This window comes from Oceanospirillum sediminis (assembly GCF_014164585.1).
Taxonomy (GTDB): Bacteria; Pseudomonadota; Gammaproteobacteria; order Pseudomonadales; family Halomonadaceae; genus Oceanospirillum; species Oceanospirillum sediminis.
Genome location: NZ_JACJFM010000004.1, coordinates 126,635 through 151,053, shown reverse-complemented (window position 1 = coordinate 151,053; position 24,419 = coordinate 126,635). Strand labels below are relative to the sequence as shown.

29 protein-coding genes are annotated in these 24,419 nt (G+C 47.1%); 8 read left to right on the top strand and 21 right to left on the bottom strand.

Translation table 11 applies throughout. The features are described 5' to 3' along the window. The 6 genes from H4O21_RS26255 to lexA form a co-directional block, all read right to left on the bottom strand. A complete protein-coding gene (locus H4O21_RS26255; protein ID WP_220495509.1) occupies window positions 1-636 on the bottom strand; it encodes a MotA/TolQ/ExbB proton channel family protein in 636 nt (211 codons plus the stop codon). After that, entirely contained in the window at window positions 620-2,071 is a 1,452-nt protein-coding gene (locus H4O21_RS04850; protein WP_182807726.1) for a MotA/TolQ/ExbB proton channel family protein, read from the bottom strand. Before H4O21_RS04850 ends, H4O21_RS26255 begins: the two co-directional genes overlap by 17 nt. After that, window positions 2,068-2,868: a DUF3450 domain-containing protein gene (locus H4O21_RS04845; protein ID WP_182807725.1), complete on the bottom strand. Its 801-nt coding sequence runs from the start codon at window positions 2,866-2,868 to the stop codon at window positions 2,068-2,070. The genes H4O21_RS04850 and H4O21_RS04845 overlap by 4 nt, the downstream gene beginning before the upstream one ends. A gap of 215 nt (window positions 2,869-3,083) precedes the next feature. Continuing rightward, on the bottom strand, window positions 3,084-4,508 hold the full coding sequence (locus tag H4O21_RS04840) for a PepSY-associated TM helix domain-containing protein (protein ID WP_182807724.1): 1,425 nt from the start codon (window positions 4,506-4,508) through the stop codon (window positions 3,084-3,086). Window positions 4,509-4,922: 414 nt separating this feature from the next. Continuing rightward, entirely contained in the window at window positions 4,923-6,551 is a 1,629-nt protein-coding gene (locus H4O21_RS04835; RefSeq protein WP_182807723.1) for a methyl-accepting chemotaxis protein, read from the bottom strand. Window positions 6,552-7,054: 503 nt separating this feature from the next. Then, window positions 7,055-7,672: a transcriptional repressor LexA gene (gene lexA, locus H4O21_RS04830; protein ID WP_182807722.1), complete on the bottom strand. Its 618-nt coding sequence runs from the start codon at window positions 7,670-7,672 to the stop codon at window positions 7,055-7,057. Window positions 7,673-8,136: 464 nt separating this feature from the next. Between lexA and H4O21_RS04825 the strand changes: the two genes are divergently transcribed. The 5 genes from H4O21_RS04825 to H4O21_RS04805 all read left to right on the top strand — a co-directional run bounded on the left by H4O21_RS04825 (window position 8,137) and on the right by H4O21_RS04805 (window position 13,097). Further along, window positions 8,137-9,042 carry a hypothetical protein gene (locus H4O21_RS04825; RefSeq protein WP_182807721.1) on the top strand — a complete coding sequence of 302 codons (906 nt, stop codon included), beginning with the start codon at window positions 8,137-8,139 and terminating at the stop codon, window positions 9,040-9,042. 291 nt (window positions 9,043-9,333) lie between these two features. Next, window positions 9,334-9,903, top strand: coding sequence for a hypothetical protein (locus H4O21_RS04820; RefSeq protein WP_182807720.1), 570 nt, complete (start codon window positions 9,334-9,336; stop codon window positions 9,901-9,903). 178 nt (window positions 9,904-10,081) lie between these two features. Continuing rightward, window positions 10,082-10,861: a DUF1826 domain-containing protein gene (locus H4O21_RS04815; RefSeq protein WP_182807719.1), complete on the top strand. Its 780-nt coding sequence runs from the start codon at window positions 10,082-10,084 to the stop codon at window positions 10,859-10,861. Window positions 10,862-10,983: 122 nt separating this feature from the next. Beyond that, window positions 10,984-11,979: a GTP cyclohydrolase FolE2 gene (folE2, locus tag H4O21_RS04810; protein ID WP_306667866.1), complete on the top strand. Its 996-nt coding sequence runs from the start codon at window positions 10,984-10,986 to the stop codon at window positions 11,977-11,979. Between the two features lie 221 nt (window positions 11,980-12,200). Next, a complete protein-coding gene (locus H4O21_RS04805; protein ID WP_182807718.1) occupies window positions 12,201-13,097 on the top strand; it encodes a PhzF family phenazine biosynthesis protein in 897 nt (298 codons plus the stop codon). Window positions 13,098-13,128: 31 nt separating this feature from the next. Here the strand turns inward: H4O21_RS04805 and H4O21_RS04800 are convergent, their stop codons facing one another. Next, window positions 13,129-14,394 carry a response regulator gene (locus H4O21_RS04800; protein WP_182807717.1) on the bottom strand — a complete coding sequence of 422 codons (1,266 nt, stop codon included), beginning with the start codon at window positions 14,392-14,394 and terminating at the stop codon, window positions 13,129-13,131. Window positions 14,395-14,629: 235 nt separating this feature from the next. Next, entirely contained in the window at window positions 14,630-15,217 is a 588-nt protein-coding gene (locus H4O21_RS04795; RefSeq protein WP_182807716.1) for a DUF1131 family protein, read from the bottom strand. A 93-nt stretch (window positions 15,218-15,310) separates the two neighbouring features. On the opposite strand from H4O21_RS04795, the gene H4O21_RS04790 reads away from it, so the two are divergent. Both H4O21_RS04790 and H4O21_RS04785 read left to right on the top strand, forming a co-directional pair. Next, window positions 15,311-15,658, top strand: coding sequence for a YkvA family protein (locus H4O21_RS04790; RefSeq protein WP_182807715.1), 348 nt, complete (start codon window positions 15,311-15,313; stop codon window positions 15,656-15,658). A 101-nt stretch (window positions 15,659-15,759) separates the two neighbouring features. Beyond that, window positions 15,760-16,293 (top strand): lecithin retinol acyltransferase family protein, encoded by a 534-nt coding sequence (locus tag H4O21_RS04785; RefSeq protein ID WP_182807714.1) that lies wholly within the window; start codon window positions 15,760-15,762, stop codon window positions 16,291-16,293. A gap of 38 nt (window positions 16,294-16,331) precedes the next feature. Here the strand turns inward: H4O21_RS04785 and H4O21_RS04780 are convergent, their stop codons facing one another. Further along, window positions 16,332-16,658: an antibiotic biosynthesis monooxygenase family protein gene (locus H4O21_RS04780; protein ID WP_182807713.1), complete on the bottom strand. Its 327-nt coding sequence runs from the start codon at window positions 16,656-16,658 to the stop codon at window positions 16,332-16,334. Further along, the gene (locus H4O21_RS04775) at window positions 16,639-17,007 is read right to left on the bottom strand and encodes an NIPSNAP family protein (protein WP_182807712.1); all 369 of its coding nucleotides are present in this window, start codon (window positions 17,005-17,007) and stop codon (window positions 16,639-16,641) included. The genes H4O21_RS04780 and H4O21_RS04775 overlap by 20 nt, the downstream gene beginning before the upstream one ends. 190 nt (window positions 17,008-17,197) lie before the next feature. Here H4O21_RS04775 and H4O21_RS04770 point away from each other — a divergent pair, with 190 nt between their 5' ends. After that, window positions 17,198-17,806, top strand: coding sequence for an ArsR/SmtB family transcription factor (locus H4O21_RS04770; protein ID WP_182807711.1), 609 nt, complete (start codon window positions 17,198-17,200; stop codon window positions 17,804-17,806). A 77-nt stretch (window positions 17,807-17,883) separates the two neighbouring features. Here the strand turns inward: H4O21_RS04770 and H4O21_RS04765 are convergent, their stop codons facing one another. The 11 genes from H4O21_RS04765 to H4O21_RS04715 all read right to left on the bottom strand — a co-directional run bounded on the left by H4O21_RS04765 (window position 17,884) and on the right by H4O21_RS04715 (window position 24,395). Next, complete coding sequence (locus H4O21_RS04765; RefSeq protein WP_182807710.1) at window positions 17,884-18,027, bottom strand: hypothetical protein; 144 nt, start codon at window positions 18,025-18,027, stop codon at window positions 17,884-17,886. A gap of 118 nt (window positions 18,028-18,145) precedes the next feature. Continuing rightward, window positions 18,146-18,442, bottom strand: coding sequence for a hypothetical protein (locus H4O21_RS04760; protein WP_182807709.1), 297 nt, complete (start codon window positions 18,440-18,442; stop codon window positions 18,146-18,148). Beyond that, window positions 18,442-18,927 (bottom strand): lytic transglycosylase domain-containing protein, encoded by a 486-nt coding sequence (locus tag H4O21_RS04755; RefSeq protein ID WP_182807708.1) that lies wholly within the window; start codon window positions 18,925-18,927, stop codon window positions 18,442-18,444. Before H4O21_RS04755 ends, H4O21_RS04760 begins: the two co-directional genes overlap by 1 nt. After that, window positions 18,920-19,570 carry a DUF4376 domain-containing protein gene (locus H4O21_RS04750; protein WP_182807707.1) on the bottom strand — a complete coding sequence of 217 codons (651 nt, stop codon included), beginning with the start codon at window positions 19,568-19,570 and terminating at the stop codon, window positions 18,920-18,922. The genes H4O21_RS04755 and H4O21_RS04750 overlap by 8 nt, the downstream gene beginning before the upstream one ends. Further along, window positions 19,567-20,697, bottom strand: a complete 1,131-nt coding sequence (locus H4O21_RS04745; RefSeq protein ID WP_182807706.1) for an Lcl C-terminal domain-containing protein — start codon at window positions 20,695-20,697, stop codon at window positions 19,567-19,569. The genes H4O21_RS04750 and H4O21_RS04745 overlap by 4 nt, the downstream gene beginning before the upstream one ends. Continuing rightward, window positions 20,697-21,416, bottom strand: coding sequence for a hypothetical protein (locus tag H4O21_RS04740; RefSeq protein ID WP_182807705.1), 720 nt, complete (start codon window positions 21,414-21,416; stop codon window positions 20,697-20,699). Before H4O21_RS04740 ends, H4O21_RS04745 begins: the two co-directional genes overlap by 1 nt. A gap of 3 nt (window positions 21,417-21,419) precedes the next feature. Then, window positions 21,420-22,667, bottom strand: coding sequence for a hypothetical protein (locus H4O21_RS04735; protein WP_182807704.1), 1,248 nt, complete (start codon window positions 22,665-22,667; stop codon window positions 21,420-21,422). Between the two features lie 220 nt (window positions 22,668-22,887). Further along, entirely contained in the window at window positions 22,888-23,046 is a 159-nt protein-coding gene (locus tag H4O21_RS04730) for a hypothetical protein (protein WP_182807703.1), read from the bottom strand. A gap of 1 nt (window position 23,047) precedes the next feature. After that, on the bottom strand, window positions 23,048-23,359 hold the full coding sequence (locus tag H4O21_RS04725) for a hypothetical protein (RefSeq protein ID WP_182807702.1): 312 nt from the start codon (window positions 23,357-23,359) through the stop codon (window positions 23,048-23,050). Further along, a complete protein-coding gene (locus H4O21_RS04720; protein WP_182807701.1) occupies window positions 23,360-24,229 on the bottom strand; it encodes a major capsid protein P2 in 870 nt (289 codons plus the stop codon). Between the two features lies 1 nt (window position 24,230). Continuing rightward, window positions 24,231-24,395: a hypothetical protein gene (locus tag H4O21_RS04715; RefSeq protein ID WP_182807700.1), complete on the bottom strand. Its 165-nt coding sequence runs from the start codon at window positions 24,393-24,395 to the stop codon at window positions 24,231-24,233. Between the last annotated feature and the right edge of the window lie 24 nt (window positions 24,396-24,419).

Here is a 24,419-nt window from a genome sequence, read left to right as displayed (position 1 = left end):
TTAAGCGTCCTTCGTCATCTGACTACGCTGGTTTGAAACCATCGAGATCAGTTGTTCTGTTAACAGTCCTGAAACCTGTTCACTTTTTCGATCCGTCCAGCTTTTCAGGTGGCTGTACAGCAGAAGCCCGGTAACTGATACTGCCATGCCTGCCAGAGTGGGCAGAGTGGCACTGGCGATACCTGCAGCCATCAGGCGGGGGTTGCCTGTACCGTTCATGGCCAGGGTATCAAATACCTGAATCATGCCGGAAACGGTTCCCAGCAGACCGAGCAGAGGGCATAGGCTGATCAGGGTGCGGATAATGGTCATACGCTGATTCAGTGCCAGACGCAGATCACAACACAGGCTCTGATGAATCGGATGATTCACTCCCTGGCCGGCCATTAATCGCATTAATGCAGCAGCACCCAGTTCACCGTTTGCCAGGCGTGAGTACAGGTCGGTACAGGTCTGGCGTGCCATACGGGAAAATACCAGCCAGCGAAACCAGTAGCGTTCAGCCAGCAGGCTGAACAGCAGAATGCACAGCAAACCGATCAGGTTCATCACCCAGCCACCGGCTTGCAGAAACTGGTCGAGGGTCAGCTGGTGCTGCTGCAGATAAAACAGCAGATCATCAAACCACGGCTTCACCAGCACCCTCTCCCTGTTTCTGAGTGTTCTGTTCCAGAGACTTGCGACTCTGTTGGTTCTGATGACTCTGACCTGAAGTACTGTCAGAGCCACTGATCATATTCAGCTGAGCAAGACTTTTCTCCTGCAGAATCATCAGCAGTGAGCGGCTCTGACTGCTGAGCATGCCATGACAGAACAACATAGGAATGGCTACAATCAGGCCGAATACCGTGGTAATCAGTGCCTGAGAAATACCACCTGCCATCAGCTTAGGATCACTGGTGCCAAACAGCGTGATACTCTGGAAGGTGCCAATCATACCCGTTACCGTACCTAACAGCCCCAGAAGAGGTGCGGCGGCGGCCAGCAGTTTCAGAATGGATTGACCGGATTCCAGATAAGGCAGCTCTTTCAACAAGGCTTCATCCAGACGGTTATTCAGCTGTTCCAGGCTATAACGTCCCTGGCAAGCCAGCAGGATGCGACCTAATGGGTTATTGGCCTGTGGCTCAGGATTCTTTAATTGCTTACGAATCTTCAGACGGGTAATACTCAATGCCAGCAGGCGAATAGTAGCGGTGAGTAAACCCAGCACTCCAAGTGCCAGAATGATATAACCCACATAGCCACCTTTATGGATCTGATCTTCCAGCGTTGGTTTCTGGCCAATTAGTGCCAGCAGTTGTCCGTTACTGATATCGGTCAGTACGTGATCGCCCTGTCCGGTATAAAAGGCTCTGGCATCAGACTGATTCTGTAGCTTTGGCTGGCCTGCCAGTACACTCAGTTGCTGCTGCACAGGATTCCACTGCAGATACTGACCGTCGCTGTTAACGGCGTTAAACCCGCCGATTCTTAATACATTCTGTGATGAGAACTGACCATCGATACCTGCTACCTGAGTATCAAAGCGGGCAATTTTGCCAGAGTGGGTCATTTCATGCTGTAGCTGGAACCAGAGGGTTTCCAGTTTATCCATGCCCGGAATCGCTTTGTCGCTGGCGAAGGCCAGCGTGTCCTGACGGCCAGGGAACTGAGCGTTGACCAGCGATTGATTCAGCAGCTCTTTCAGTTCAGCGGATTGCTCTTTAACGACCCCGAACACTTCACCCAGCTGGCCTGTACGCTGCTTCAGCAGTGTTTCCAGTTCTGCCAGCTGATCTTCCTGAGTATCAAACAGGCTTTTCAGTCGGTTCTGCTCATCCTCAGATTGTTTCAGTCGATTACGGGCCTGGTTCAGCAGTTTCTGCTGTTCTGCCTTGTCCTGAGTAAAACTATTTAAACGGGCTCTGTCTTCCTGACGATCTTCCTGGGTAAAGGCTCGAACTTCATTCAGCAGGCTGTCCAGGTTTTGTTCCTGGGCACTGGCAGTCTGTATCGGAAAAAGGGCCAGACCTGCAGTGCAGATAACGGATGCCAGAATTTTACGGCCAGATAACATCAGTGTTTTCATGCGTCGGCCTCCTGGTCAGGCAGGGGTAAATTAAGCAGTTCCGGGATCACCTGCTGACGTGCCATGCGAATGGCTTGTTTCAGGGTTACGTTGTCTTTCACTGCCAGGGTTTGCCATTGGCGTTCAGCAGGCTGCCACAGGGCGCTGATCTGGCCATCCGCTGACTGGAAGTACAGGGCAACGCGTCCCAGGCGCAGGAAAGTAACCTGACGTTCACCCTGAGTGGTTTCTACCGTGCCTTCGTAGGCTTCCAGGGTACGGCCGTAGTCAATCTCAATACGATAGGCCTGCAGGATCTGGCGATACTTTTCCGCCAGACTGACATCAGCACGATCCATCAGGCTTTGTAGACGCTCAACACGCTGCTGGCGTTCTTCTGGTAAAAAGGGCGTATCGCTGGCAACAAATTTATCCAGCATGTTCACCATACGCACCAGCATAGGCAGTAATGCCCGGTCTGTATCTTCAATCGATTCTATCTGTGACTGCAGACTGGTAATTTCACCCTGCTGACTCTGAGTAAGTCGCATTAACTGACGATTGTATGCTTCTGTGGTTTCAGCCTGACGCATTACATGCTGGTATTCCTGGTAGATTTCCTGGGAATCATTTTCCAGACGATCGATTTTGCGCTGAGTGACAGCACTTTGCTGGTGACTGACCATGACTTTCTTTTCACTCTGATTCAGAGCTTCTGTACTGGCCTGTGCTGATAATACCGGTACCATAGACAGTGTGGCCGGAATCAGCCAGCGCGCGACAGTGGTCGACAAGAGCGATACGTGCGGGGTAAACATGGGTGAAATATCCATATAGGTTGTATTTCAAAGAAAAATGAAAGCAATTATCATTGCCAGACCTTCCTGCACCAGTGATTTTACTATCTTTACATTAACGATCCGGGTGAAAACAGATCATGTGCAGGTAGCAGGAACGTCTATTTTATTTAAATGAAAACTATTATCAATAATATTTTTTATTGTATCTGACTACGCCGACTGCTAACAGCCGTTTATGAATTGTTGCTGAATTGTCTGGTAGTCATGGCATATATGCTATCTGCTATCAGAATCAATATGACGGCGGCTCCCATTAAGGGGACAAAAACAGAGATGCTTGCCCATATCAGTACTGCAGCCTTCCAGGAGAGTAGTTCTGGTTTTTCAGATAAAGGGGGAGCATTTAATGACTGTTTCTGAGCAGATGGACGACGCTTCCACCAGAGTACACAACCTCCTGCGCACAGAAAAATAGTCAGCAGGCATGCTATCAGGTTTGATACCAGATTCCAGTTACCCCATAACCCCATGTGTAAGCCAATGCCTGTCGCCATGCTTTTGGCTATAAGGCTGTAGTCATTATAGCCAATATCCCCCAGCTTATTACCTGTGTACTGGTCAATATGAATTGTTCTGTCTTGTCGGGCATCTGTGATATCACCGCTCATTGTTGCAGCCATCAGAGTGTAAACACCGGTTTCTGATTGGGGAATACTGACTCTGAATGTGGTCATGCCATTATCCTTGCCATAGGCCACTACGGTATCCAGATTAACAGAGAAGGTTTCCGGTATACCTGGCTTACCTGTCAGAGAGCCTGACTCAGGCATAGGGACAAGCTCAAGATTCCATGGCACTTCTTCGTTAACACCCGGATTCAGTGTGGCATGTGTCTGATCAGATACCGGCACACCACCCCATACTCCAGCAGGGAAGCTGTTCCAGGGCTGTACTATTCTGGCTCCCCATATACCGGTCCAGGACAAGCCGGTTATGATAAAAAAGACCAGTATTGCAGATAGCCACACGCCTGTTACACCATGTAACTCTTTCCAGAAACTACGGCCTTGATAGCCCATTGAGGGTTTCCAGAATGATACTTTGCGTTGTTTCAGGCGAGGCCACCACATATAGAATCCGGTTATCAGTAACACCAGACTGAATCCCATTGACAGCTCGATCAGAGCATCGCCTGTTTTGCCCAGTAAAAAAGTGCCATGAATTTCATCGGCCAGGGCATACAGGGTGTCATTTTTGTCGTAATTGCCCAGCACGTCACCAGTATAAGGGTTGATAAACACCTGAAGGTTTGTGCCCTCAGATGTTTTAACCAGAAAGCGGCTGCTTTCATCGGCTGTTTTGGGTAAAGTCAGTTGAGTGACCTGCCCATCAGGGTATGCCTGAGCCACTTTATATCGCTGTTGCTCCCAGCTCAGGTAGTTTTGTCCGGGTTGTACGTGAGTGATTTCTGAATACAGAGCCGGTTCAATCAGTGGGCGGAATAACAGCATGATCATGCCGGTGATAGCCAGCATCAGCATAAAGGGGATAGCATACAATCCGGCAAAGAAATGCCAGCGCCAGGCCTGACAATAGCGCGCTTTCTTGGCAGGTATTGCTGTTTTAATCTGAGGTGGTTCCAGGACCGGATCACTCATTATCAGAACTCCGTGATATCAGCTGGCAGATTATTGACTGTCAGCATTACTGTTTTTATCAGGTGATGGAGTCTAACAGTCAGCTGTCGGAAAGAGGGTGCGGCACAGTGCCGCATTCTGACGGAAAACGCCACTTTAGCCACTTTTAAAGGATTAATGCGACTATTTGACGCAAGAAACAGATAGTATCCGAAGAAGTGCAGCCTGGTGCAGATCGATGTTTTGTTTGCAAAGAAGGAGGAGGCAGATCCTGAATAAACCTGTTTTGTTATTTATCTGCCAGTCTCAAGTGAGAAGTTTCTTTCGGCAGGCGATTTTGTTAAGGGACTCGGCAACGATATACGAACAGGTATATCGCTGCTGAGTTAATGCCTGATTGGCTGACTCATACCAGGCGGAAAAGTATATATCTGATCAGGCCGTAAAGTGTGCGACCTGATTAGTGAACTGGTGAGACAGTCCTGCCAGTTCTTCCCCATTACGGGCCAGTTCTGTGGCTCCGGCAGCATTCTGGCTGGCAATTGCTGTGATCTGCTCGCTCATCAGATTCAGATCACGGGTTAGTGAACGTTGCTCTTCACACTTTTCAAACACCCGGTGATTCTCTTCTACAATACCCTGAATGGCCTGATTGGCACGACGTGCTTTTTCTTCTGTTTCTGCCAGTTGAGTATTGCTGCGATGGGTGTGTTCCACACTGTTGGCCATAGAATCTACAGAACGGTTCGCTTTTGCCTGTAATGATTCCAGTAACAGGCCTACATCACTGGTGGCATCGTGGGTTTTCTGCGCCAGAGAGCGAACTTCATCCGCTACAACGGCAAAACCCCGGCCTTGCTCTCCGGCTCTTGCGGCTTCAATAGCTGCATTCAGCGCCAGTAAATTGGTCTGATCGGCAATCTCCTGAATAGCACTCAGAATATCTCCAATACGACTGCATTCTGTTGCCAGGGCATTAATGTCTTCAACAGAGGATTGCATGGTTTGTGTCAGCTCAGAGAATTGTCGCTGGCTCTGAGATAAGTCGCCAACAGCCTGATTCAGCATGGTCAGTGCCTGCTGTCCGGTTTCATTACTACTGGCGACAGACTGGTTTACATCTTCTACGTTGGTGTTCAGTAAGCTGATAGCCGACAGAATTTTTTCAGTCTCCATCTGCTGAATGTGGCTGCCCTGACTGGTTTGTTCAGTGACTGTTGCCAGATTCGTCGCGTGTTCTTCCAATTGCAGACTACCCTGACGAATACCTTGCACTGTGTCCTGAAAGTTGATCATCATGTTATTGAAAGTCGTGGCAATGGAGCCAATTTCATCTTTGCTTTGCAGTTTCACTCTGTGAGTCAGGTCTCCTTTAGCAGAGATATAATCCATGCTTTCTCTGACCTCTTTAATAGAGGCTATCATGCTTTCAGCAATACGCCAGATAATCAGAGAGGCCAGTAAAACAACCGCTGCAATCAGTTCTCCAGACAGGATCACCTGTTCCCACATATGGGCATCAACATCATCAATATAGATACCTGTGCCTATAATCCAGCCCCAGGGTTTAAAATGCTCTACATAGGAAATTTTGGCTGAGGAATGGGTATCACCAGCCCGGTTCCAGTAATAATCAACAAAACCTGAGCCTTGCTGCAGTGCTTTTTCGGTTAGTGCGCGGAAGACATATTTGCCGTTCACATCCTTAAGATCAGAAACATCCTTGCCTGCAATATGGGGCTTCTCTCCATGCACCAGCAGGTGATTATCCTGATTGTGCACCCAGAAATAACCTTTACCGGAATCATACTTCAGGTGCTGAATATAATCTTTCGCTCTGGCCTGAGCGTCTTCACGGGTGATTTCACCAGATAGCTCTTTCTGATAGAGAGTGTTCAGCAGACTGCTGGCACTGGATACCATTTCACGAGTGAATGTCTGCTTTTCACTCAGCAACATATTTTTCAGTGTCATAGCCGATTCAATCTGGAGAGCAATAAATCCCAACAGGCAGATAACCAGCAGTAAAGTGAATTTACCGCGCACAGGAATGTTTTTCAGCATAGGAATTCCGTTTCAGAATGTAACAGGGAGGTGCATTCTAGAGTCTGTGTCACAAAATGTCAGTATGTGGGTAGGCTAAATTAGCAATACTTTAGTATAAAGAGGTTTGGAATATATATTTTTTCATTGCGACAATTTTGGCATGTCTTCCATGACATGACAGGAAGGATGCCAGGCGGAATGCCTGATCATCTGTAAGCGCTTTTTTCATCACATTTGCGACAAGGTGATATAAGTTAGCAGGGATATATTTCAGTCGTAAATATCGAGCCTGAGCCATACCCAAGAGCATATAACAGGGCATTGCTCCTGATATGCCATATCGCCTTTAAACACAGGACGGGCCTGAGGCACAAACTGAAACAGGCCATTGTAAAAAATTTCAACAGAGGTTCTCTTTTCTGATATCTGGCACCATACTAAAAAGAATGCAGACCGCGGCCCCGTCGCACGGTTTCAGAGAGCTGGTTCCAGACAGATAAGCAACGACGGGATAAAGCTGATTACTGCAATCCCTGGCCATGTCCACCACGGATAATGCCAACACCGATACCTTCAATAGCCAGTGATTCACACTCCAGGTCAACCACAATCGGATCGAACTCTTCATTTTCAGCAATCAGGTACACCATATTCCCTTCCTGCTTAAAGCGTTTAACTGTAACCTCATCTCCAATACGGGCGATAACAATCTGGCCTTCACGTATTTGTGCCGTCTGATGAACTGCCAGTAAATCGCCATCCAGAATGCCGATATCTTTCATACTCATGCCTTTAACTTTCAGCATGTAGTGGGCTTTAGGGTAAAAGAAATCTGCATTAATGCCTGAGTAGCTATCAATGTGTTCCTGAGCCAGAATCGGACTACCAGCTGCAACCTGGCCAATCACCGGAAGGCCTTGCTGATTCTGTTCTGGCAGGCGAATACCACGGGAGGTGCCAGGTATCATCTCAATGGCACCTTTGCGAGCCAGTGCTCTTAAATGCTCTTCTGCTGCGTTAGGTGAACGAAAGCCCAGCGCTTTGGCTATTTCAGCACGGGTTGGCGGATATCCGGTATCATCCATGTGTGAAGTGATGAAATCCAGCACTTCCTGTTGGCGTTTAGTCAGTTTATTCATATCAGCTCATTATCTGTCATTCATACAGAGTGTCTGTCATTTTATACAGCGTGTATTTCTGTACAGTTTACACAAAAAATGGTTTGTGTCTCCAGCTTTAATAAGAATTCCCTGCCTGAACATCAGTATTTCGATTTTCCAGCTGCCGGTTGGAAACGCGACAACCTGTTACGAAAAACCCGGGTTCAGGTAGTTATGACTCAAAATCATTCTGGCACTGATTTCTCTATTTATAATAAAGTGTGCATTAATCGAATGATTAAATAAGTGGATTCTGTTGTCATGGCCAGCGGTGTAACATCATGTAAAACAACCTGGGGTTGCTTTCTGATCTGAGCGTCGTCTTGATTTTTTGAGCGGGGCGTCAGGTAATGTGCAGGCTTTGCGTCTTCAGAAAGAGATTTTAAGAAAAAGTTAATATTTTCCGGAGATATTATAAAGACTATATAATAACTTTCTGGTATGTGGTTTTTAATGAGAGATTTGCGTTTATGCAGTGTTTAAGACTGGTTTTTGCTTTTTTATTAAGCTTTTCAGGACTTTCTGCTGCTCAGGGAGATACACCCGTTAATATTTCCAGGGCAGATGCTTTACCTGAGCGTGGCAGTGGTGCTCATAGTGCCGCCTTACTGGATATTACACTGACGGATATTGAAATAAGGAAAATCACCAGGAATATTTACTTTAATGAAGCCTCTTCCAGAAAGGAAAACTTACTGTTCTGGAATGATAATGAAAATTTTCTCTCGCTCGGAATTGCTCATTTTATCTGGTATCCGGCAGGAAGGGGAAAAAAGTTTTCTGAGACTTTTCCCGAATTGGTCCGCTTTTTCAGGAAAAGTGGTATTGATGTGCCAGTGTGGGTCACCCATGCTAAGGGCTCGCCATGGAAAAACCGGGATGAGTTCTTAAACAGTGTCGGTAGTAAAAAATATAATGACCTGCTGAGGCTGATGGATTCAACTAAAGAGTTGCAAACCAGAGCACTGATAACACGTCTGTCTTATTCTTTAGATAAAATACTGAAGGTTACTGAAAATCAGGATGATAAGGATTTTATCAGCAGACAGTTTTACAGAGTCTCCAGTACTGAGATGGGCTACTATGCGTTAGTTGATTATGTGAACTTTAAAGGGGAAGGGATTAAAGAATCAGAAACCTATCTTAATGCTCAGGGAAAGCCTGAAGGTTGGGGCTTGAAGCAGGTTCTGGAAAATATGAAAGGGAACTCAACGAATGCATTGAGGGAGTTTGCAGAGTCTGCACAGTTTGTTCTGAACAGAAGGGTTAAAAATTCTCCGCCGGAAAAAAATGAACAAACCTGGCTCAAAGGGTGGACGAAAAGAATAACAAGTTATGTAATTATGTGAGTGTTAGAAACTGATAAAATCTTATTTTTGAATCGGTGTGATAATCCCGGTTTGACCTTTTCGGAATATAGCTTTTCATTGTTAATGTTGAAAAACGTAATTTAACATGCTCTGATTCTATAGCTTTTGTGGGCTAAAGCGGTTATTGATTACTCGTTTTTTAATGTTTTTATGTCAGGTTTTATTTGTTTTTATGGATTTAATTGTTATTTGTTATGGGGTGTTTGTATTTTTGTAAAAAATTGTTATTATTTTTGACTCGTTTAAATATGACTTTGACTGAAGTATATCATGAATGCTTTTGCTATTTGCGTTGCTTTGATTTTTTTCACTATGTTCATAATCTGCCTTTATTTAATGAGAGAAGTCAGATCTGGCAGGAGTAAGGTGAAGCGCTATCAGTCAGCATTGTCTGATAAACAAAAGATTATTGACGTTATGTGTCAGGAGATTCTTGAAATGAACCGGTCACATAAAGAAAATATAGATAACATAAAGCGCTATTATAATGATCAGACAGGGATTTTTTTTAATAGTGAAAACTATTTTCGGTTCAAAGCTGAGGTTGACCAGAAAATTGATCAGATGAAAAACTCTGAGAAAGGCTTTTATCAACCAGTGGGTGTTAGTTTTTATCGTCCCCCTTACTCTGTGATCAATCCTTTATACTCTGATGATTTATTCAAAAACAGCTCTTACTACCCGGTGGTTAAGGATGCTGAAAATAAACAGATGCTTTCAATTGTCGAGTATATTGTCGTTGTTGATGAGTTCTTAAAAAAAGAATTCCCTGAATCTTACCTGCAAAGAAAAGATCAGCTGAAGCTTTATCTGAAATATTCATATCAGTATTTGTCGTAATCGTAAAACCTTTCTTATTTTGCGGGTTTAGTGCCGATCAGATTATTTTCTGGCAAGTCAGCAAATGTTTATAGCTTTTTATTCTGACCGTCAGCGGGATGACAGAATAGGTTGATTGATAATAAATTAAGTTATGTTATGTTGTAACATCAATTTATTTGTTATGAGATAAACCTGAATGAAAGAAAGTCATGGAAATCAGCCGGAGTTTGTTGCTAACCCGGTCCTCTTTGAGGAAAGTTCTCACAGTGGTGCCGATTTATCAGATATCCTGGTGGACAAGATGCCATGTACTGTTGTTTCAAAGCAGCAGGAGTGGGTTTCTGATGATGACCCGGTCGTTCTGACAAGAATTTTTGAGCAGGATATCAGTCTGGTGCAATGGAATCGCCAGCCGGATGCAGGAACCATGATTTATGTAAACTGGTTGCTGAACAGGGGGCGCTTACTCCCACTGCGTCTGGTTGCCTCGCCAGAGCTTCTGCAAGAGCAGCTGAAAGATGATTTACCAGATCACCCGCACAGGGATGCTTTTATCAATGACATGATCTGGCTGGCGGAGATGTTTGCCTGTCTGTTTGGCATGGAGGAAGTCGGTTTACGTTTATCTTTGCTTAAGGATGCTATGTGTCCTCGCTTTCATGTGGATCGTATCGGTGCGCGTATGGTCTGTACTTATGCTGGTGCCGGAACTGAATGGCTATCGTCAGCAAACCTGAACAGGTCCCGCTTAGGTGCTGGAAGTGGAGGTTTATCGGATGAGGATTCAGGCCTTTATATCAACACAGGCGAAGCCGGAGTAACGGAAAAAAGTGATATTCATGCTGTACCGGCTGGTGCTGTGGCTTTGATGAAAGGAGATCTCTGGCCAGACAGGGAAGGGCAAGGGCTGGTGCATCGTTCCCCTGCCTGTTCAGAAACCCGGCCCCGACTTTTTCTGAGTATGGATGTTTTATAGCCGTTATCCTGTTTCTCCGGACGTATGGCAATCTGATTGCACCGTAGGGTATCGTCCGGCGTATTTAATCTGTCTTTGGTGTCGATAACTTTATGTCACACGCTGAATTTCCCGAAAAAAATATGATGACTGATACTCGAACCGGTGATCCGATATGTTCTGTGCCGGAAACAGCAACAGGCAAAAAAGATATGCCTGATGTGGCTGCATCAGATACAGCAGATGTCTGCGGAGTACTGGACTGGGTCGGAATGTCTGGTATCGCTCTGCCTGTCAATATAGAGGACAGCCTGCATGGTAAAGTGTTGTGCCAGGCCAGAGTCAGTACCTGTGTCAGCCTGGATGATGCTGAGGCGAAAGGCATTCATATGTCTCGTCTGTATCTGCTGCTGGAGTCTTTCTTCAGTGAAAATGCCCTGTCATGTCAGAGTGTTCAGGCGTTATTGCAAGCGCAACTGCATAGCCATAAGACGCTGAGCCAGCATGCCAGACTGGTGTTTGAGTTTGACCTGATGCAGAAACGTCCTGCGTTGAAAAGTGGTTATGAAGGCTGGAAATCCTATCCGGTTAAACTGGATATCAGTCTGTCCAGTGGCTGTCAGCCTGCATTGATTGATCTGTCGGTCACAGTGCCCTATTCCAGTACCTGTCCTTGCTCTGCTTCATTGTCTCGTCAGCTGACAGAAGAAGCGATGCGAAAATCATTTGATGGTAAGGAAACGCTGAGTATGGCTGAAATCAGTCAGTGGTTACTTTCTGCTCAGGGATCTTTTGCCACACCTCATAGTCAGCGTTCTATGGCCAGAGTAACCGTGCGATTGAGTCAGAAACAGAATAGCCTGCCAGTCACGGCCCTGATCAATCAGATTGAAGATGCTTTGCAAACTCCGGTTCAGACAGCGGTTAAACGTGAAGATGAACAGGAATTTGCTCGTTTAAATGGCCATAATCTGATGTTCTGTGAAGATGCAGCCCGCCGAATCAGAGCCAGCTTAAACACTGATAGCCATTACCAGGATTTCTGTCTTAAAGTAGAACATCAGGAAAGCCTGCATGCCCATGATGCTGTGGCTATAGCCAGTAAAGGGTTGCCTGGAGGGCTAAGACATCAGGAGTGACTGCTCTGGGTTATTATACCTTGTCATTTATCTTTGATTGAATACTGTCGGCATAGTCAGATGGCAAATAGAAGCTTATGATGAGTTGGCAGTATTGTTTTGTTGCGGGTGATTTTTCTGGTCAACCCTGTGTTTTGCCGGTTGCAGCAGATTCTTCAACAGGGTGATTAAAAGCACCGTAATCCGTTAGCAGGATATTCGTTAAGGAGCTAATATCGGTTATGCGCAAGGTTTACCCCTATACCCTCCTGGATGTGTTTACTGACCAGATTTTTGGTGGCAATCAACTGGCTGTCTTTACTCAGGCTGAGGGGCTCAGCGATGAGCAGATGCAAAAAATTGCCAATGAAATGAATCTGATGGAAACAACGTTTGTTCTGGAAGGAGAAACGGAAAAGGCTCCCAGAGTTCGTATCTTTACCACAGTGGATGAAATGCCATTTGCAGGGCATCCGACAATAGGGACTGCAATCTGTCTGGCTATTAATCAGCATTGTGAGGGCCAGGTGACAGACTGGGAGCTACAGGAAAACGTTGGCCCGGTTCCGGTGACAGTAGATGGGACCTGTGATGTTTTTTCTGCTGAACTGACTACGGCTGTACTGCCGGAGTTATCCGCATCGGCTTTGAATCGTGAGCAGATGGCCGCCTTGCTGAGTTTGCCTGTACAGGCTTTAGTCTCTGCGCCCAAAAAAGGAAACTGCGGTGCGCCTTTCACTCTGATTGAACTGAAAGATAAAACGGCTGTTGATAATGTTCAGATTCAGTCGGCAGATAAGAGTTTGTTATTTGCCGATGATGACTGGCCTGCTTTCTATTTTTTCTGTCGGGATGGACATAAGCTTTATGCCCGTATGATTTGCCAGGAGGTTAATCTGGTTGAAGATCCGGCAACCGGCAGTGCGGCGGCGGCATTATCTGGCTATCTGGCGCATAGTATGCAGCTGGATTCAGGGATTCACCATTTTGTAATTGAGCAGGGTGTCAGTATGGGGCGACCTGCCACAATCGGGTTATCTATCTCAGTGGCTGAAGGCCAGCAGGGACTGTCCGGAGTGGAAAAGGTGACCGTTTCCGGACAGGCTGTGGTGACAGGTGAAGGTTATCTTAAACTTTGACAGGTTTCTGTTAGTGTTTATGGGCAGCAGATTAACTTTGATTAGCAGGTAGTTGTAAAGTGATCCGGCTGCCCGGCCCAGGCTGAGTTTCTGCTTCAATATGACCATTCTGCATTCGGGCCAGCAGGGAAGCGATCCATTCTGTTTGTCTGATACTATAATCCGGACTACCCAGAGTATCTGTCGGGTATTTATTCCGAAAACAGTTAATCTCCTCTTCTGATAGCACTACGGGCAAAAACAGACTGACCCTGATATTGGCTATCCCTTGTTCTTGATCGTTTGTACGTCGGGTGCTAATTTCCAGCGTGCTTCTGGCCGGACATTTATTTAACGCCAGGTTGATCAGCAGGTCCATCAAGGTACGTGTTATAAGAGGATCTGCATGGGCTATCAGGGTATCAGAGCCTTCATAGGCAATGGTGATCTCCTGCTGACGGGCACCCGGACGATGCAGTTGCAGGAGATGACTGATCATCCCAGCCAGATCGAAAGTGTGGATGTGGGCATCGAGCAAACCGGTTTCGATCTGCCAGAGATGAACCGAAGTATTCAGCTGACTCATTAGCTGATGGATCAGTAAACGAATCTGTTCACTTTGCTGTCTCTGTTCAGCGTTCATTGAACGACTGCTGCTAAGCTGATCACACTGTTCCAGCAATCGGGAAATCAGAGGGCGATAATCCTGCTGACTGATCAGGTTCAGATCAGATCTGAGCCGGGTATTTTCCTGCTCCAGTTTGCGGGTCAGTTCAGCCAGTTCCTGATAGTTCTGATCCGATTCTCTGCTAGAGTCAGCAACGGTCTGCTCAGGCTTTATCGCCAGTAGTGCTTTTAACCGATTCTGTTCTGTCTGGTCCAGCAAAGGATGAGGCCATTGTAGCTTACTATGGGTGGTTATATTATCGGTTTGTAGGTGCTCACGCTTATCCATCATGCGGATGACTTTTTCGCATAGAACAGCAGGAGTGAAGGGTTTTATCAGCAAATCATCAGCACCGGCTCGAATCATCTGCTGTACAGTCTCCTGTTTGCTGTCTGGAGTTACCATCATAAAGAGCAGTGTCTGGTAATCCTGATGCTGACGGATCTGCGTCAACAGGGATAAACCATCGGGGGCGGGCATATGACGATCAGCGATAATGGCGTTAACACTCTGTTTTTGCAGTATCAGCAGTGCTTCCCGCCCACTGTCTGCTTCCAGAGTTTCAAACCCTTTCCTGAACAAATGTTCCCGAACAACCAGCCGGGTGGTTTTAAAGTCACCGACTACCAGAATTACTTGTTTCTCTTTCATATACTGGCCGGCTCTCTGTTCCATTTATTGTATATCTGTCAGGGCTACACGGGTTGTAAAGTATAGCAGCTGCCTTTGATTGGACTGGTAACTGTATGTTTTAAATCAGTATCTTATTGATTGTCTCCCTGAAAAAAGTATCTGCCCCCGTTGGTTATATTATGCAGTGGCTGCTGTGTATTGAAATTCTTTTATTCAGGTCTGTATAGCAGAGGAAAATGTTGTCAGCTACAGACTATATATCCCTGTTCAGCCAGATGGCATGATCCAGTACCCAGTTGCTGAATACCTGCTCTGGAGGCAGTTCTCCATCAGGCCCGGCCCAGGGTGTTTCTGGTTGAAAAACCAGTACAATCTGTTGGCTATCCGGTGCTTTGCATAAGACTGAGCCGGATAGTTCTTCCTCTCCGGGATAACAATAGGGTTCTGATTGCTGATAAATACTTTTGTAACGACTCTTTCCGGCCAGAGCTTTTCCAGGCAGCATGATGCGATCAGAAAAAATAGCCATACTGAACAGGGTGTCGGCATCCGGTGTCAGCGTCAGTAAATGCTCATCTTTATCGAGTAGAACAAACACAGGGTAAGGTTCTCCTTCACTCCATAACTGATCTTTACTGATACTTAATCCGGTAAACGCTTTCTGCAGCCAGTCCTGAGTTATCGGGCTGTCTGATCTGAGTACATCCTGGCCATGAACCTGGAGTCCCCGGTCTGTCAGTTCCATTGATGCATAGGAATGACTATTCTGATCAGCATTCAGTGGTGTTGTTAAAACTGTACAGGCAATAAGGGCTGCATAAAACAGAGATTTCAGTGGCATACAGAATATCCTTATGGGGAACTGAGCGAATGGTATACTGTCTCTGTGTAATGAAAAAGTCAAAGACAAGCAGACACAGATCAGGAGACAGGTATGTCTGAGCATTCACAGGATAAATACTCTGCTCAGTATTCTGATGAAGGATTCTGGCAAAAGGTCAAACGTTATGCCAGAACGGCTGGAGAAGAAGTGCTGGAAACAGCCTTAAAGCTTTATTTTGCTGCCATAGACGCTGATACACCCGCCTGGGCAAAAACAACGATTTTTGGTGCGCTGGGCTATTTTATTTCGCCTCTGGATGCGATTCCGGATGCAGTACCTGCGGTAGGTTTTTCTGATGACCTTGGGGTGTTGGTTGCCGCTGCCGCGACAGTCGCAATTCATATTAAAGATGAACATGGTGAAAAAGCCCATCAACTGGTTGAGCAGTGGCTGGGGTAAATGTAAAAGCGCCTGCTATCAGAAAAAGAATTTCATAATATGGATTCTTCTGTCTGATAACAGAATCTCCAGAGATAAACAGCTAAGCCATGGAAAAAGAGATGTCTGAAAAACATACCTCAGAGCAAAAACAGTCGAAGCTTAACCCGTGTCCGGGGGATATTGTCGTTACCACATTTGGTATGTATCAGCACTGGTCTCTGGTAACCGACCAGATGGGAGTTGATGGTCGTTATATGCTGATCTCCGCGACAAAAAGAAATGGCACCGTAAAAGAGGAAACCTGGTCTGTTGTTACTCAGGGAAAGCCGACATATATCACCCGATATACGCTAAAGATACCATTGGGTGATGTTCTGAAAAAAGCTCGGGGGCAGGTCGATCAGTGGCGTTACTCTGTATCCAGAAATAACTGTGAGCACTTTGTGAAATGGGCAACGGGTATGAAACTGAGCTCCAGGCAGGTCAGATCCTGTATTGAGGGTGCTGTTGTTGGCGGTGTTGTTGCAGGAATGGCAACGAAAAAAACTCGCTGGCTGAATGTGCTGGGTGGGGCCGTCACTATGGCCGGGCTGGCTGTTGCTTCCAGCCGGGCCAGTAAACGTAAGGTAACGGACTATTCAGGTACAGAATAAGTATCTGAAATGATGCGTACCTTAACATATGTTGTTGGTCAGTTCCCCGGAGCCTGCTCTCGTTGTTGCTTACCGTAATCCCGATGGACCTCAGCGACTCTCAGACGATAATCTGCAAATAGTCTGAAACGTCCCTGTTGTTGAGCCATGTGATGTTGCTCCAGTTCACGCCATTGCTTTACAGCGCCTTCATCACGCCAGAAGGACAAAGATAAAATTTTTTCCGGATCTGTAAGGCTTTGAAAGCGTTCTACAGAGATAAAGCCATCAATATCCTCTAGTATGGGTTTTAAGTCCGCTGCCAGGTCAAGATACTCTGCTTTACCTTCCAGGGAAGGTACCACCTCAAAAATAACGGCAATCATATATTGTCCTCATTGCTTCGGTATTACTGAGTTGCAGATAGCTTTCAGGAACAGCCTGAATAAAGGTTCGCTTTTCTCCCAGAATGAATTTTTCCCTCTGAGCAAAGGCAAAGTTTTTCTGCCCCGCAGGATCTGTTTTCAAGCGAGCCCGGTAGCTTTCATAATCGGCCAGGCTGTTAAACGAAGTCAGACCCCAGGCGATATTATTACTGCCCTCATGAGGCATAAAATAGCCTAATAGCTGCCCTCCACAAGCTGGAATGATCTTTCCCCAGTGACAGGCATACTGTCGGAATAGTTCGGTTTTGAACGGATCAATCCGATATTCAATCAGGCAGGTAACAGTCATAATGTACACTCTTATTAATGATGTTGAATCAGGAGCCAGGAGTGTAAATTCAGGGTATCGTGCATGCTTCGTTGTTGGACGAAGCATGCTGAACGTTTGTCTGCTTTATTCTATTTGATGCAGAGTTTTTGCTGAGAGGTTTGCTTTCAGGAGCTGAATGAAATGATAAACAGAGTAAACCGGAGGGTATATGCAGCCTGATATCTCAGTAGTAGCAGGACTCATTGGTGATCGTGCGCGTTCTCGTATGTTGCTGGCGCTGATGTCAGGCAAAGCACTGACAGCCACAGAGCTGGCTCTGGATGCAGATATCACCGCACAAACGGCCTCTGTGCATCTGGCAAAACTGACAGAAGCTGGTTTACTACGGTTCAGTAAACAAGGGCGGCATAAGTATTTTCGTTTAAGTCATGCCGATGTCGCGCAATTACTGGAGAACCTGCTTAATATCACAGCAGGTGCCATTGAGCCCGATATCCATACCGGGCCTGCAGATGCTGAGCTACGACTAGCCAGAGTGTGCTATGACCATATGGCTGGAGAGCTGGGAGTTGCACTTTTTCAGGCTTTAAAACAGCACGGTCTGGTGACGAATTCCCCTGATGCGCCTGAAATGACAGAAAAAGGACAGATATTTTTCGCTGATGTTGGATTTAAGGCTGATTTAAGAGCGGGAAAGCGCCCGGTATGCCGGAACTGTCTGGACTGGAGTGAACGGCGAGATCACCTGGCCGGACAACTGGGACAATGGATTCTGAATCCCAAGACAAAAGAATCATTTAGATTCATTATCTTTTGAATCAATAGCTTACTGATAAAACCGCTTTCATTATGTGCCTTTATATATCTATAAAGTGAACACATTGTGGACACTTTTTATCCATCTGACTTAGGACACTTGTACTTCAGGTGCATTTCAATTTGCATCACCCGGCGCTCAACTCTGAGCAGCACAATTCCTATGATTAGCAGACCGGCATTACCCCCGGCCTGTATTGCCTGCAATATATCCAGTTCCATTTTTTTACATCCAGAGTGTTCTGTTTCCCCGTTTTCCGGAGAACCCCTGTGTGATTAACATAGCTGCGATAACTCCGATAAAAGCTCCTGCAGCCGCTCCCATGATTTGGTTCTTCATTTAGTATTCTGGCTCCGGTATCTGTCCTGCCAGTACCAGGGCTTTCCAGTTCTGGTACTGAGCATCATTCATTAATGTTTGTTTGTGTCGGTGTTTTCTGTCGAAAGCATCAAACATAAACAGGCCATTCACAGCACTGGCGGCATTGTCGTACTGATAGCCCCACCAGTAAGCACTGTCTGAAACGGCATCACCGGCAGCAGTGGCTACGGCCTGAGATTTACGGTACAAAAACCATGCGGCAAAACAGCCCAGGCCAACGACTACCGCAAACTGCCGATCCGTGAACAGGGCCATTAGCTGATATCTCCCCAGATCTGAGAAACATAGTTCTGTGTTTCAGTCGGGGCATAATCCAGCCAGTCGTAGCCGTAATCCTCTCTCGCGTTACTGACATTGCCCGGCCCCCAGTTATAAGCCGCCAGTGCGGTTTGCCAGTCACCAAACTGGTTATAGAGATTTGTCAGGTACTGAGCAGCATAGTAAATCGCAGCCTGTGGATTCAGTGGATCTACATCCGGATGCCAGCGCGGGACGATCTGGGCAATGCCCTTTGCTCCTGCTGAGCTGACTACTTGCCCTGAGATAATGTCTTCCCGGTACCGGGATTCCTGATAGATCAGACGGGCTAACAGGTTTTTCGGCATATCGTGTTGCCGTTCTGCCGCTGAAATATCAGCAAGGTATGGCTGTGCTGCAGCCGGTGGTGTCCATTTTTTACGAGTCATCAGATAAATTCCTATCAGCCCCACAATGATCAGCAGGGCTTTCCCTTTAATCATTGTTAAATGCCTGGCTGAATTCGTGCTGCAGGTCGATGGCTAACAGAGCATCGGTATCTGCTGCGTTATCAATCAGATCACTGACGGCTTTTTCTGCCGAAAAGCTCTGGCTGACATGAACCGCGACAGCCTGAGCAATAGGTTGCAGTTCTGCCAGTGTCACAGTGATAAATCTGGTGTCAGACTTCCAGCGCGTTGAGTTGATCAGGCCGTTTTTCAGACTGTTGTATGCTCCGGATAGCTGTGCCTGGGATTCACGGTCCGTTCTGATCTGAATGCCTCCGGCCAATGTGATTCCGCCTGTTTCGTGTTGCTTACGAATATCTGCAAGCGCCTGTTTCAGGTTCTGCCGGATCTGGTCATCAGGCAAAATTTGCCAGACAGCCTCCCGTACCATTTGATTATTATCAATGGTCCAGGCTGATAGCTGTTTCTGATAAGCCTGCAGGTGTGGCGGCTGAGTCAGGATTTCAACGCCAGGCAGAATACGTAAAGGGCCACATTCTACCGGTGCGACCGGTGCCAGATCCGGCACGTTATCAGGCAAACCGCCATGACGGGTGATAATGTCCCGGAAGTACTCTGCAGAATAATTAACAGGGTCACAAATTATAGTTTTTGATTGAATAATGCCATATTTCATACTGGCACTCTCCTGACAGGCAGCACCCAGGCGTCACCTTCTTTGGGATATACACCCATAGTCTTTGTATTGAAGTCCATCGTCCATGAAACTGCACGATGACACTCAGAAGATGACCAGCATTTTACAGCGCCCCCCAATCCATATGAGATATAGTCCCCTAAGGTATTACCCTCCCCATCAACAGAATCAATGACCTCCCGACTCTGCCAGATAAAGTACAATTCCTCTTTATTTGGCAGGTCATACCCAAGAGAGCGGCAGTACTCCGCAGCAGGGGAACCTATAGAGCCAAGACCATCGTTGATATTACGGTATGTATCAGACACGAGAACATCTGTATTCTGCTGACCTGTTTTATCGTCTGGCTCACTTGCGCTACTGATATCTTTTAAAGAAACCTCGATATTGCTAAGTCCCCATTTTTTTAACGTCCGTTTAGCAGCAGGGGCCAGTAAAAGCCAGTCTCCCCCAACAGGTCCCAGTACAATGTCACCCTGATATATATCCCCGTGAAATGCAGGCCCGAAACTATCAGTTGTCGTAAATGATGTATCCATGTCAGACCATTCTGAGTACCCAAACGTATTTCCACTGTGCCGCCCCTGTGGGCGGTATGTGTGAGCAGGAGACAAAACCCCTTTGGGTACTTTCAGCTCAGTGCCTGGCACCTGATCTTCTAATTCCCAGACCACATTCCCTTGCTGATCGATGATACGCACAGATACGCTTTTCTCAGAATCAGCATTTGCAGGGTATGTCTTAAAATCAGACAACATAATGACCGGACATTCCACAACATCAACGGCACCATTTACAGGCGCAACCACTGACGGTTTAGCAACTGCATTTTCCGATATAGTGATCTGAACTGAATCAGTAATACCGTTACGCGATACTGTCAGGTTTGCTATGCCTGCAACCTCTCCGGCAGGAATATCCAATGTAATTAACTCATCTTTTCTTGAGATTACTCCTTTGTCTGCCGTAACGTCCCAATGATGGAAGCTATCGTAATTTGTAATGATGTATGCGCCTGATCCACCGGGATAAATAAGGGAAGGCCCGATAATGGATGCAGCATTACGCTTCAGACGCGGAATACTGGTGTAATCAAACTGAGGCATTAAACAACCTCCTCAAAAATACTGATAACAGCCACTGTTTCTGAGGTATTCCAGATTTTTAGCGCTGCAGTTGTCCGCAAAATCTGCTCCCCCATCATGCCGTCACCGCCAATCAGACGGAGGCCGTACGGGCTGACTGCATCCGCTTCTGTCACACGGCACTTCGTCAGGGCTTCGGAATCATTCTGAAGAATAATGCGGCTTCGGTTATTCCGGGCTGCGATGCTGGCCGATCCGGAAGGAGGGATAGTGATTTCTGCCCCGATAACCGAAGCTGAACGGCTCCCGACAACTTCAACGGCTCCGTTCACATTGGCATTTAAAGTTGATCCGGATACATCCACCGAGCCACTGACGGTGACAGCCGAACCAGATACATCTACTTTTGAGCCGGTTACATCAGCCTGACCGGTAATGGCAACGGTAGAACCCGTCACATCCACCGGGCGGTTAATACGCTCAATCGCAGTCGATGTAATGGCTGTAATTGCAGGCTGGAATTTACCCCAGCCTGTCCGGATCTCAATTTCCTGATCACTGTCCCCGGATTTAAACTCCAGACCATCAAAAGCAATTTCAATTGTCTCTCCGGCAGAGAGCTTCAGGCGTGTCTGGTCGGAAAACCGGACTTCTACGTCACCTGATGCAATCTTGATATGCAGATACTGGCCTTTCACTGGTACAGGAGTAAAAAAGTCTGAATAGATATTTACACGCATGACTTACCCCTTAATCGCAATCATCAGGACAATGGCAACCACTGCAGCACCGGCAACCCAGCCGACGGTTTTCATGCCCTCGTTTGCAGCCTGCTGCATAGAGACCTGGCCATTTGTCAGTACATTGCCCAGAGTGTCAGACATCAGATCCGCCGATCTGCCAGCAATGCTGACCATATCCGCCTGTGCTGAGCGATTCGACATACCCAGCTGAGTCATACCGATATCATATTGTTCTTCTGCAACGGCCAGTGCATAACCTGCCAGCGTTGTCAGCGCCTCTTTGGAATGTGCCGATTCATTGGACAGAGCTGTCATAGCGAATACACCACTGTCACCGAGTTTATCCAGTCCGGTCTGAGCAACATTCTGTGCTGTGGTAAACCCCATGCCCGAAATATTCTGTGCTGTAGTAAACCCCATACCGGCAGTATCCCGGATCGCACCCATGCCAGTTTCAGCCATGTTCATGGCTTCTGTAGCGATGTTGTTAAGTACAGCAAGGCTGCTTTCGCTGTTTGCATTCAGGGCATTAAAACCGGCTCCTGCCAGTGCGGTATTGTTGCTATGGGCGGTGGTCGCAAAATCAGAGAAGGTCTGTGTTGCGGCATTGCTGTTACCAACAATCTGACCGGCTAACGCCGTAATGTTGTCGTTTGTATTACCGGCCAGAGCAATGGAACTGTTAGAGGCACTGACCGCAGCACTGGCCGCATTTGCTGCCGCCTGGGCAGAGGCATTCGCCCCGCCCATCATTTCACCGGCCAGCGCGGTAATATTGTTGCTGAACACGCCACTTAGCGCGGCCATATCATCAATCGCATTACCTGCCAGTGCCGTATTATTCTCAACCACTTCACCGGCCAGAGCGGTATTGTTAGCGACGACCTCCCCAGCCAGAGCCGTATTGTTATCAACTGTGACACCAGCCAGAGCGGTAATATTGTCATTAGCACCGAGTAACTTCCCTGTGGTATCAGCGGCTAACAGGGCGGTATTATCCAGTGCTGCAAGGGTTGCTTCATTGGCTCCCTCAATGGCTCCGGCATCGGTGATCGACAGGTTGATTGTGGAGTTTTTGCCCGAGCTGACACCGGCAATAGAGTTGCCGCCGTCAGTATCAACAATCGTTCCGTCATCAACACTGCCTACAGAAGAGAAGTCCTGAGTACCAGTGGTGTTGTTATTATTGCCCTGGTCATGGAAGTTGTTGGTTGTCGTCTTCTTTGAGTCACCAGTAAGGATTCCCATCAGCGCCTCCCCATCATCCAGAACAACATAAGCACACAAGCACCAGTGACTAAGGGCCAGATGTAATTTTTAGAGGCAGGAACCATATGATTCGGTGTCTCTGGCAGCATATAGACGGTCTGGCTATTCGTGCGCCCGCCATTACCAAAATCAAACGAGTCTGCACCGCCCACACCAGATGATGCTGAAAGGCTTCCACCTCCTAAATCAAAACCGGGAATCATTTTTTCTTACCCCGCATCAGCAGAGCCAGACCAGACACGACCACAACACCAACAATCAGCAGATATTTCATACGCTGTTCGTGTGCTCGTTCGCCCGGCATTTTGGGCATTTCTGGCATTTTCGGCATGGACGGCATTTCTGGAAAACGAAACATATCAGCGCCTCCCTGTGGCCATAATTAAGGTCATCACCAGCAGAACGCCCCCGCCAATCATGGCAGGCATCAGCCATGCGGGCTGAGCCTGCGCGGGAGCAGTTGGTTGTGCTGACGGCACCTGTGGAACCACCACGTTAACCGGCAGGTTAGCGGGTGGCGTGGCATTAACGGGCTGTTGCTGAGTATGGCTGGCCGTAGCCGTTGGCGTCGGATTCGGTGTATTGATTGGAAAATTCTTTTCCAGCCCGTATTCAACAGCCCGGTCGACAATACGACCGAACTGATCTCCTAAATCATCAAACAGGCTCATTTACTTCACCCGTCGTACGTAGTCAGTCAGGATTTCAATCGGGCCTGATGCGTTGCTTTCAAGCTTCATGATGATTTCTTCAAAGGCCACCGGCATCATGTCCCGGACTGCGAAACCGGTAGCAATAGGATCAATGATCAGATAGCCCGGAATGTCAGCAATACCATTTTTCTGGCCACGGATTTTCTGCAGGAAGGAGTTCAGTTTGCTGGACAGTTTCCAGCGGTGGGCAATGTTGCCGTTACGCTTACCTTCAAACGTGACCTGAGAGATATCACCCTTGATGTAGATGGTACGGATATTTTTATCAGCACCCCGGATCAGCTTATCAAAGGTGTTTTCACCATCCACACCCGCTGTCAGTACTTTACGGTCCAGGCGACGTTCAAACATGCGGCGACGCTGACCGGCTTTCACCTGACCATCCTGTACAAAGCCTTTTACGATACTGGATGTTTCAGCCCAGACACGCAGATACCAGCCACCGGATGGCGCAGACGGTAACGTACTCAGTTCAACCTGAAACAGCCAGCTGTCACCGGCTTCTGTCACCAGACTGCACAGTTCCTGACCTTCCAGTGTGTTGGCATCCGGATCAGCAAAACGAACCGGGATAAAGTCACCTGTTGCCGGGTTCAGATCACGGCCACGGTGCTTTTCAAACACATCAATGATTTCTTTACCGCTGGTGACAAGGTAATCATCCGATCCGTTCATAACGGAGATGGTTTTCAGCTTGTCGTATGGGATATTGGTATCCAGATAAAGGTTTTCGTAAACCACACTGTTTGGCATAGCCAGTTGCAGAGTGGCATCTGATGCGATGTTGCCATCAGGGGTTTGCATCAGGTCGGTAACAGTACGGGACATATTATTTACCCCCCTTAGCAATTGCGGCCAGTTGCTTACCCATCTTGCCCATTTTACTGAGTGCAAAAATGGTCAGGCCCAGAGCAAAAGCGGTTGCAACACCGGTTACCACCAGTTTGGTGTCGATATTGTTTTTAACTTTCTGGGTTACTTCGTTCGCTGTCATTGGTCTTTTTCACCTGTTGTTTAA

Excerpts from the sequence above, each read along its gene's own strand:
- H4O21_RS04850 (WP_182807726.1), bottom strand. The coding sequence starts at position 2,071 with ATGAAAACACTGATGTTATCTGGCCGTAAAATTCTGGCATCCGTTATC.
- H4O21_RS04845 (WP_182807725.1), bottom strand. The coding sequence starts at position 2,868 with ATGTTTACCCCGCACGTATCGCTCTTGTCGACCACTGTCGCGCGCTGG.
- H4O21_RS04840 (WP_182807724.1), bottom strand. The coding sequence starts at position 4,508 with ATGAGTGATCCGGTCCTGGAACCACCTCAGATTAAAACAGCAATACCT.
- H4O21_RS04835 (WP_182807723.1), bottom strand. The coding sequence starts at position 6,551 with ATGCTGAAAAACATTCCTGTGCGCGGTAAATTCACTTTACTGCTGGTT.
- lexA (WP_182807722.1), bottom strand. The coding sequence starts at position 7,672 with ATGAATAAACTGACTAAACGCCAACAGGAAGTGCTGGATTTCATCACT.
- H4O21_RS04820 (WP_182807720.1), top strand. The coding sequence starts at position 9,334 with ATGAATGCTTTTGCTATTTGCGTTGCTTTGATTTTTTTCACTATGTTC.
- H4O21_RS04815 (WP_182807719.1), top strand. The coding sequence starts at position 10,082 with ATGAAAGAAAGTCATGGAAATCAGCCGGAGTTTGTTGCTAACCCGGTC.
- folE2 (WP_306667866.1), top strand. The coding sequence starts at position 10,984 with ATGATGACTGATACTCGAACCGGTGATCCGATATGTTCTGTGCCGGAA.
- H4O21_RS04805 (WP_182807718.1), top strand. The coding sequence starts at position 12,201 with ATGCGCAAGGTTTACCCCTATACCCTCCTGGATGTGTTTACTGACCAG.
- H4O21_RS04800 (WP_182807717.1), bottom strand. The coding sequence starts at position 14,394 with ATGAAAGAGAAACAAGTAATTCTGGTAGTCGGTGACTTTAAAACCACC.
- H4O21_RS04795 (WP_182807716.1), bottom strand. The coding sequence starts at position 15,217 with ATGCCACTGAAATCTCTGTTTTATGCAGCCCTTATTGCCTGTACAGTT.
- H4O21_RS04790 (WP_182807715.1), top strand. The coding sequence starts at position 15,311 with ATGTCTGAGCATTCACAGGATAAATACTCTGCTCAGTATTCTGATGAA.
- H4O21_RS04785 (WP_182807714.1), top strand. The coding sequence starts at position 15,760 with ATGTCTGAAAAACATACCTCAGAGCAAAAACAGTCGAAGCTTAACCCG.
- H4O21_RS04780 (WP_182807713.1), bottom strand. The coding sequence starts at position 16,658 with ATGATTGCCGTTATTTTTGAGGTGGTACCTTCCCTGGAAGGTAAAGCA.
- H4O21_RS04775 (WP_182807712.1), bottom strand. The coding sequence starts at position 17,007 with ATGACTGTTACCTGCCTGATTGAATATCGGATTGATCCGTTCAAAACC.
- H4O21_RS04770 (WP_182807711.1), top strand. The coding sequence starts at position 17,198 with ATGCAGCCTGATATCTCAGTAGTAGCAGGACTCATTGGTGATCGTGCG.
- H4O21_RS04765 (WP_182807710.1), bottom strand. The coding sequence starts at position 18,027 with ATGGAACTGGATATATTGCAGGCAATACAGGCCGGGGGTAATGCCGGT.
- H4O21_RS04760 (WP_182807709.1), bottom strand. The coding sequence starts at position 18,442 with ATGGCCCTGTTCACGGATCGGCAGTTTGCGGTAGTCGTTGGCCTGGGC.
- H4O21_RS04755 (WP_182807708.1), bottom strand. The coding sequence starts at position 18,927 with ATGATTAAAGGGAAAGCCCTGCTGATCATTGTGGGGCTGATAGGAATT.
- H4O21_RS04750 (WP_182807707.1), bottom strand. The coding sequence starts at position 19,570 with ATGAAATATGGCATTATTCAATCAAAAACTATAATTTGTGACCCTGTT.
- H4O21_RS04745 (WP_182807706.1), bottom strand. The coding sequence starts at position 20,697 with ATGCCTCAGTTTGATTACACCAGTATTCCGCGTCTGAAGCGTAATGCT.
- H4O21_RS04740 (WP_182807705.1), bottom strand. The coding sequence starts at position 21,416 with ATGCGTGTAAATATCTATTCAGACTTTTTTACTCCTGTACCAGTGAAA.
- H4O21_RS04735 (WP_182807704.1), bottom strand. The coding sequence starts at position 22,667 with ATGGGAATCCTTACTGGTGACTCAAAGAAGACGACAACCAACAACTTC.
- H4O21_RS04730 (WP_182807703.1), bottom strand. The coding sequence starts at position 23,046 with ATGTTTCGTTTTCCAGAAATGCCGTCCATGCCGAAAATGCCAGAAATG.
- H4O21_RS04725 (WP_182807702.1), bottom strand. The coding sequence starts at position 23,359 with ATGAGCCTGTTTGATGATTTAGGAGATCAGTTCGGTCGTATTGTCGAC.
- H4O21_RS04720 (WP_182807701.1), bottom strand. The coding sequence starts at position 24,229 with ATGTCCCGTACTGTTACCGACCTGATGCAAACCCCTGATGGCAACATC.
- H4O21_RS04715 (WP_182807700.1), bottom strand. The coding sequence starts at position 24,395 with ATGACAGCGAACGAAGTAACCCAGAAAGTTAAAAACAATATCGACACC.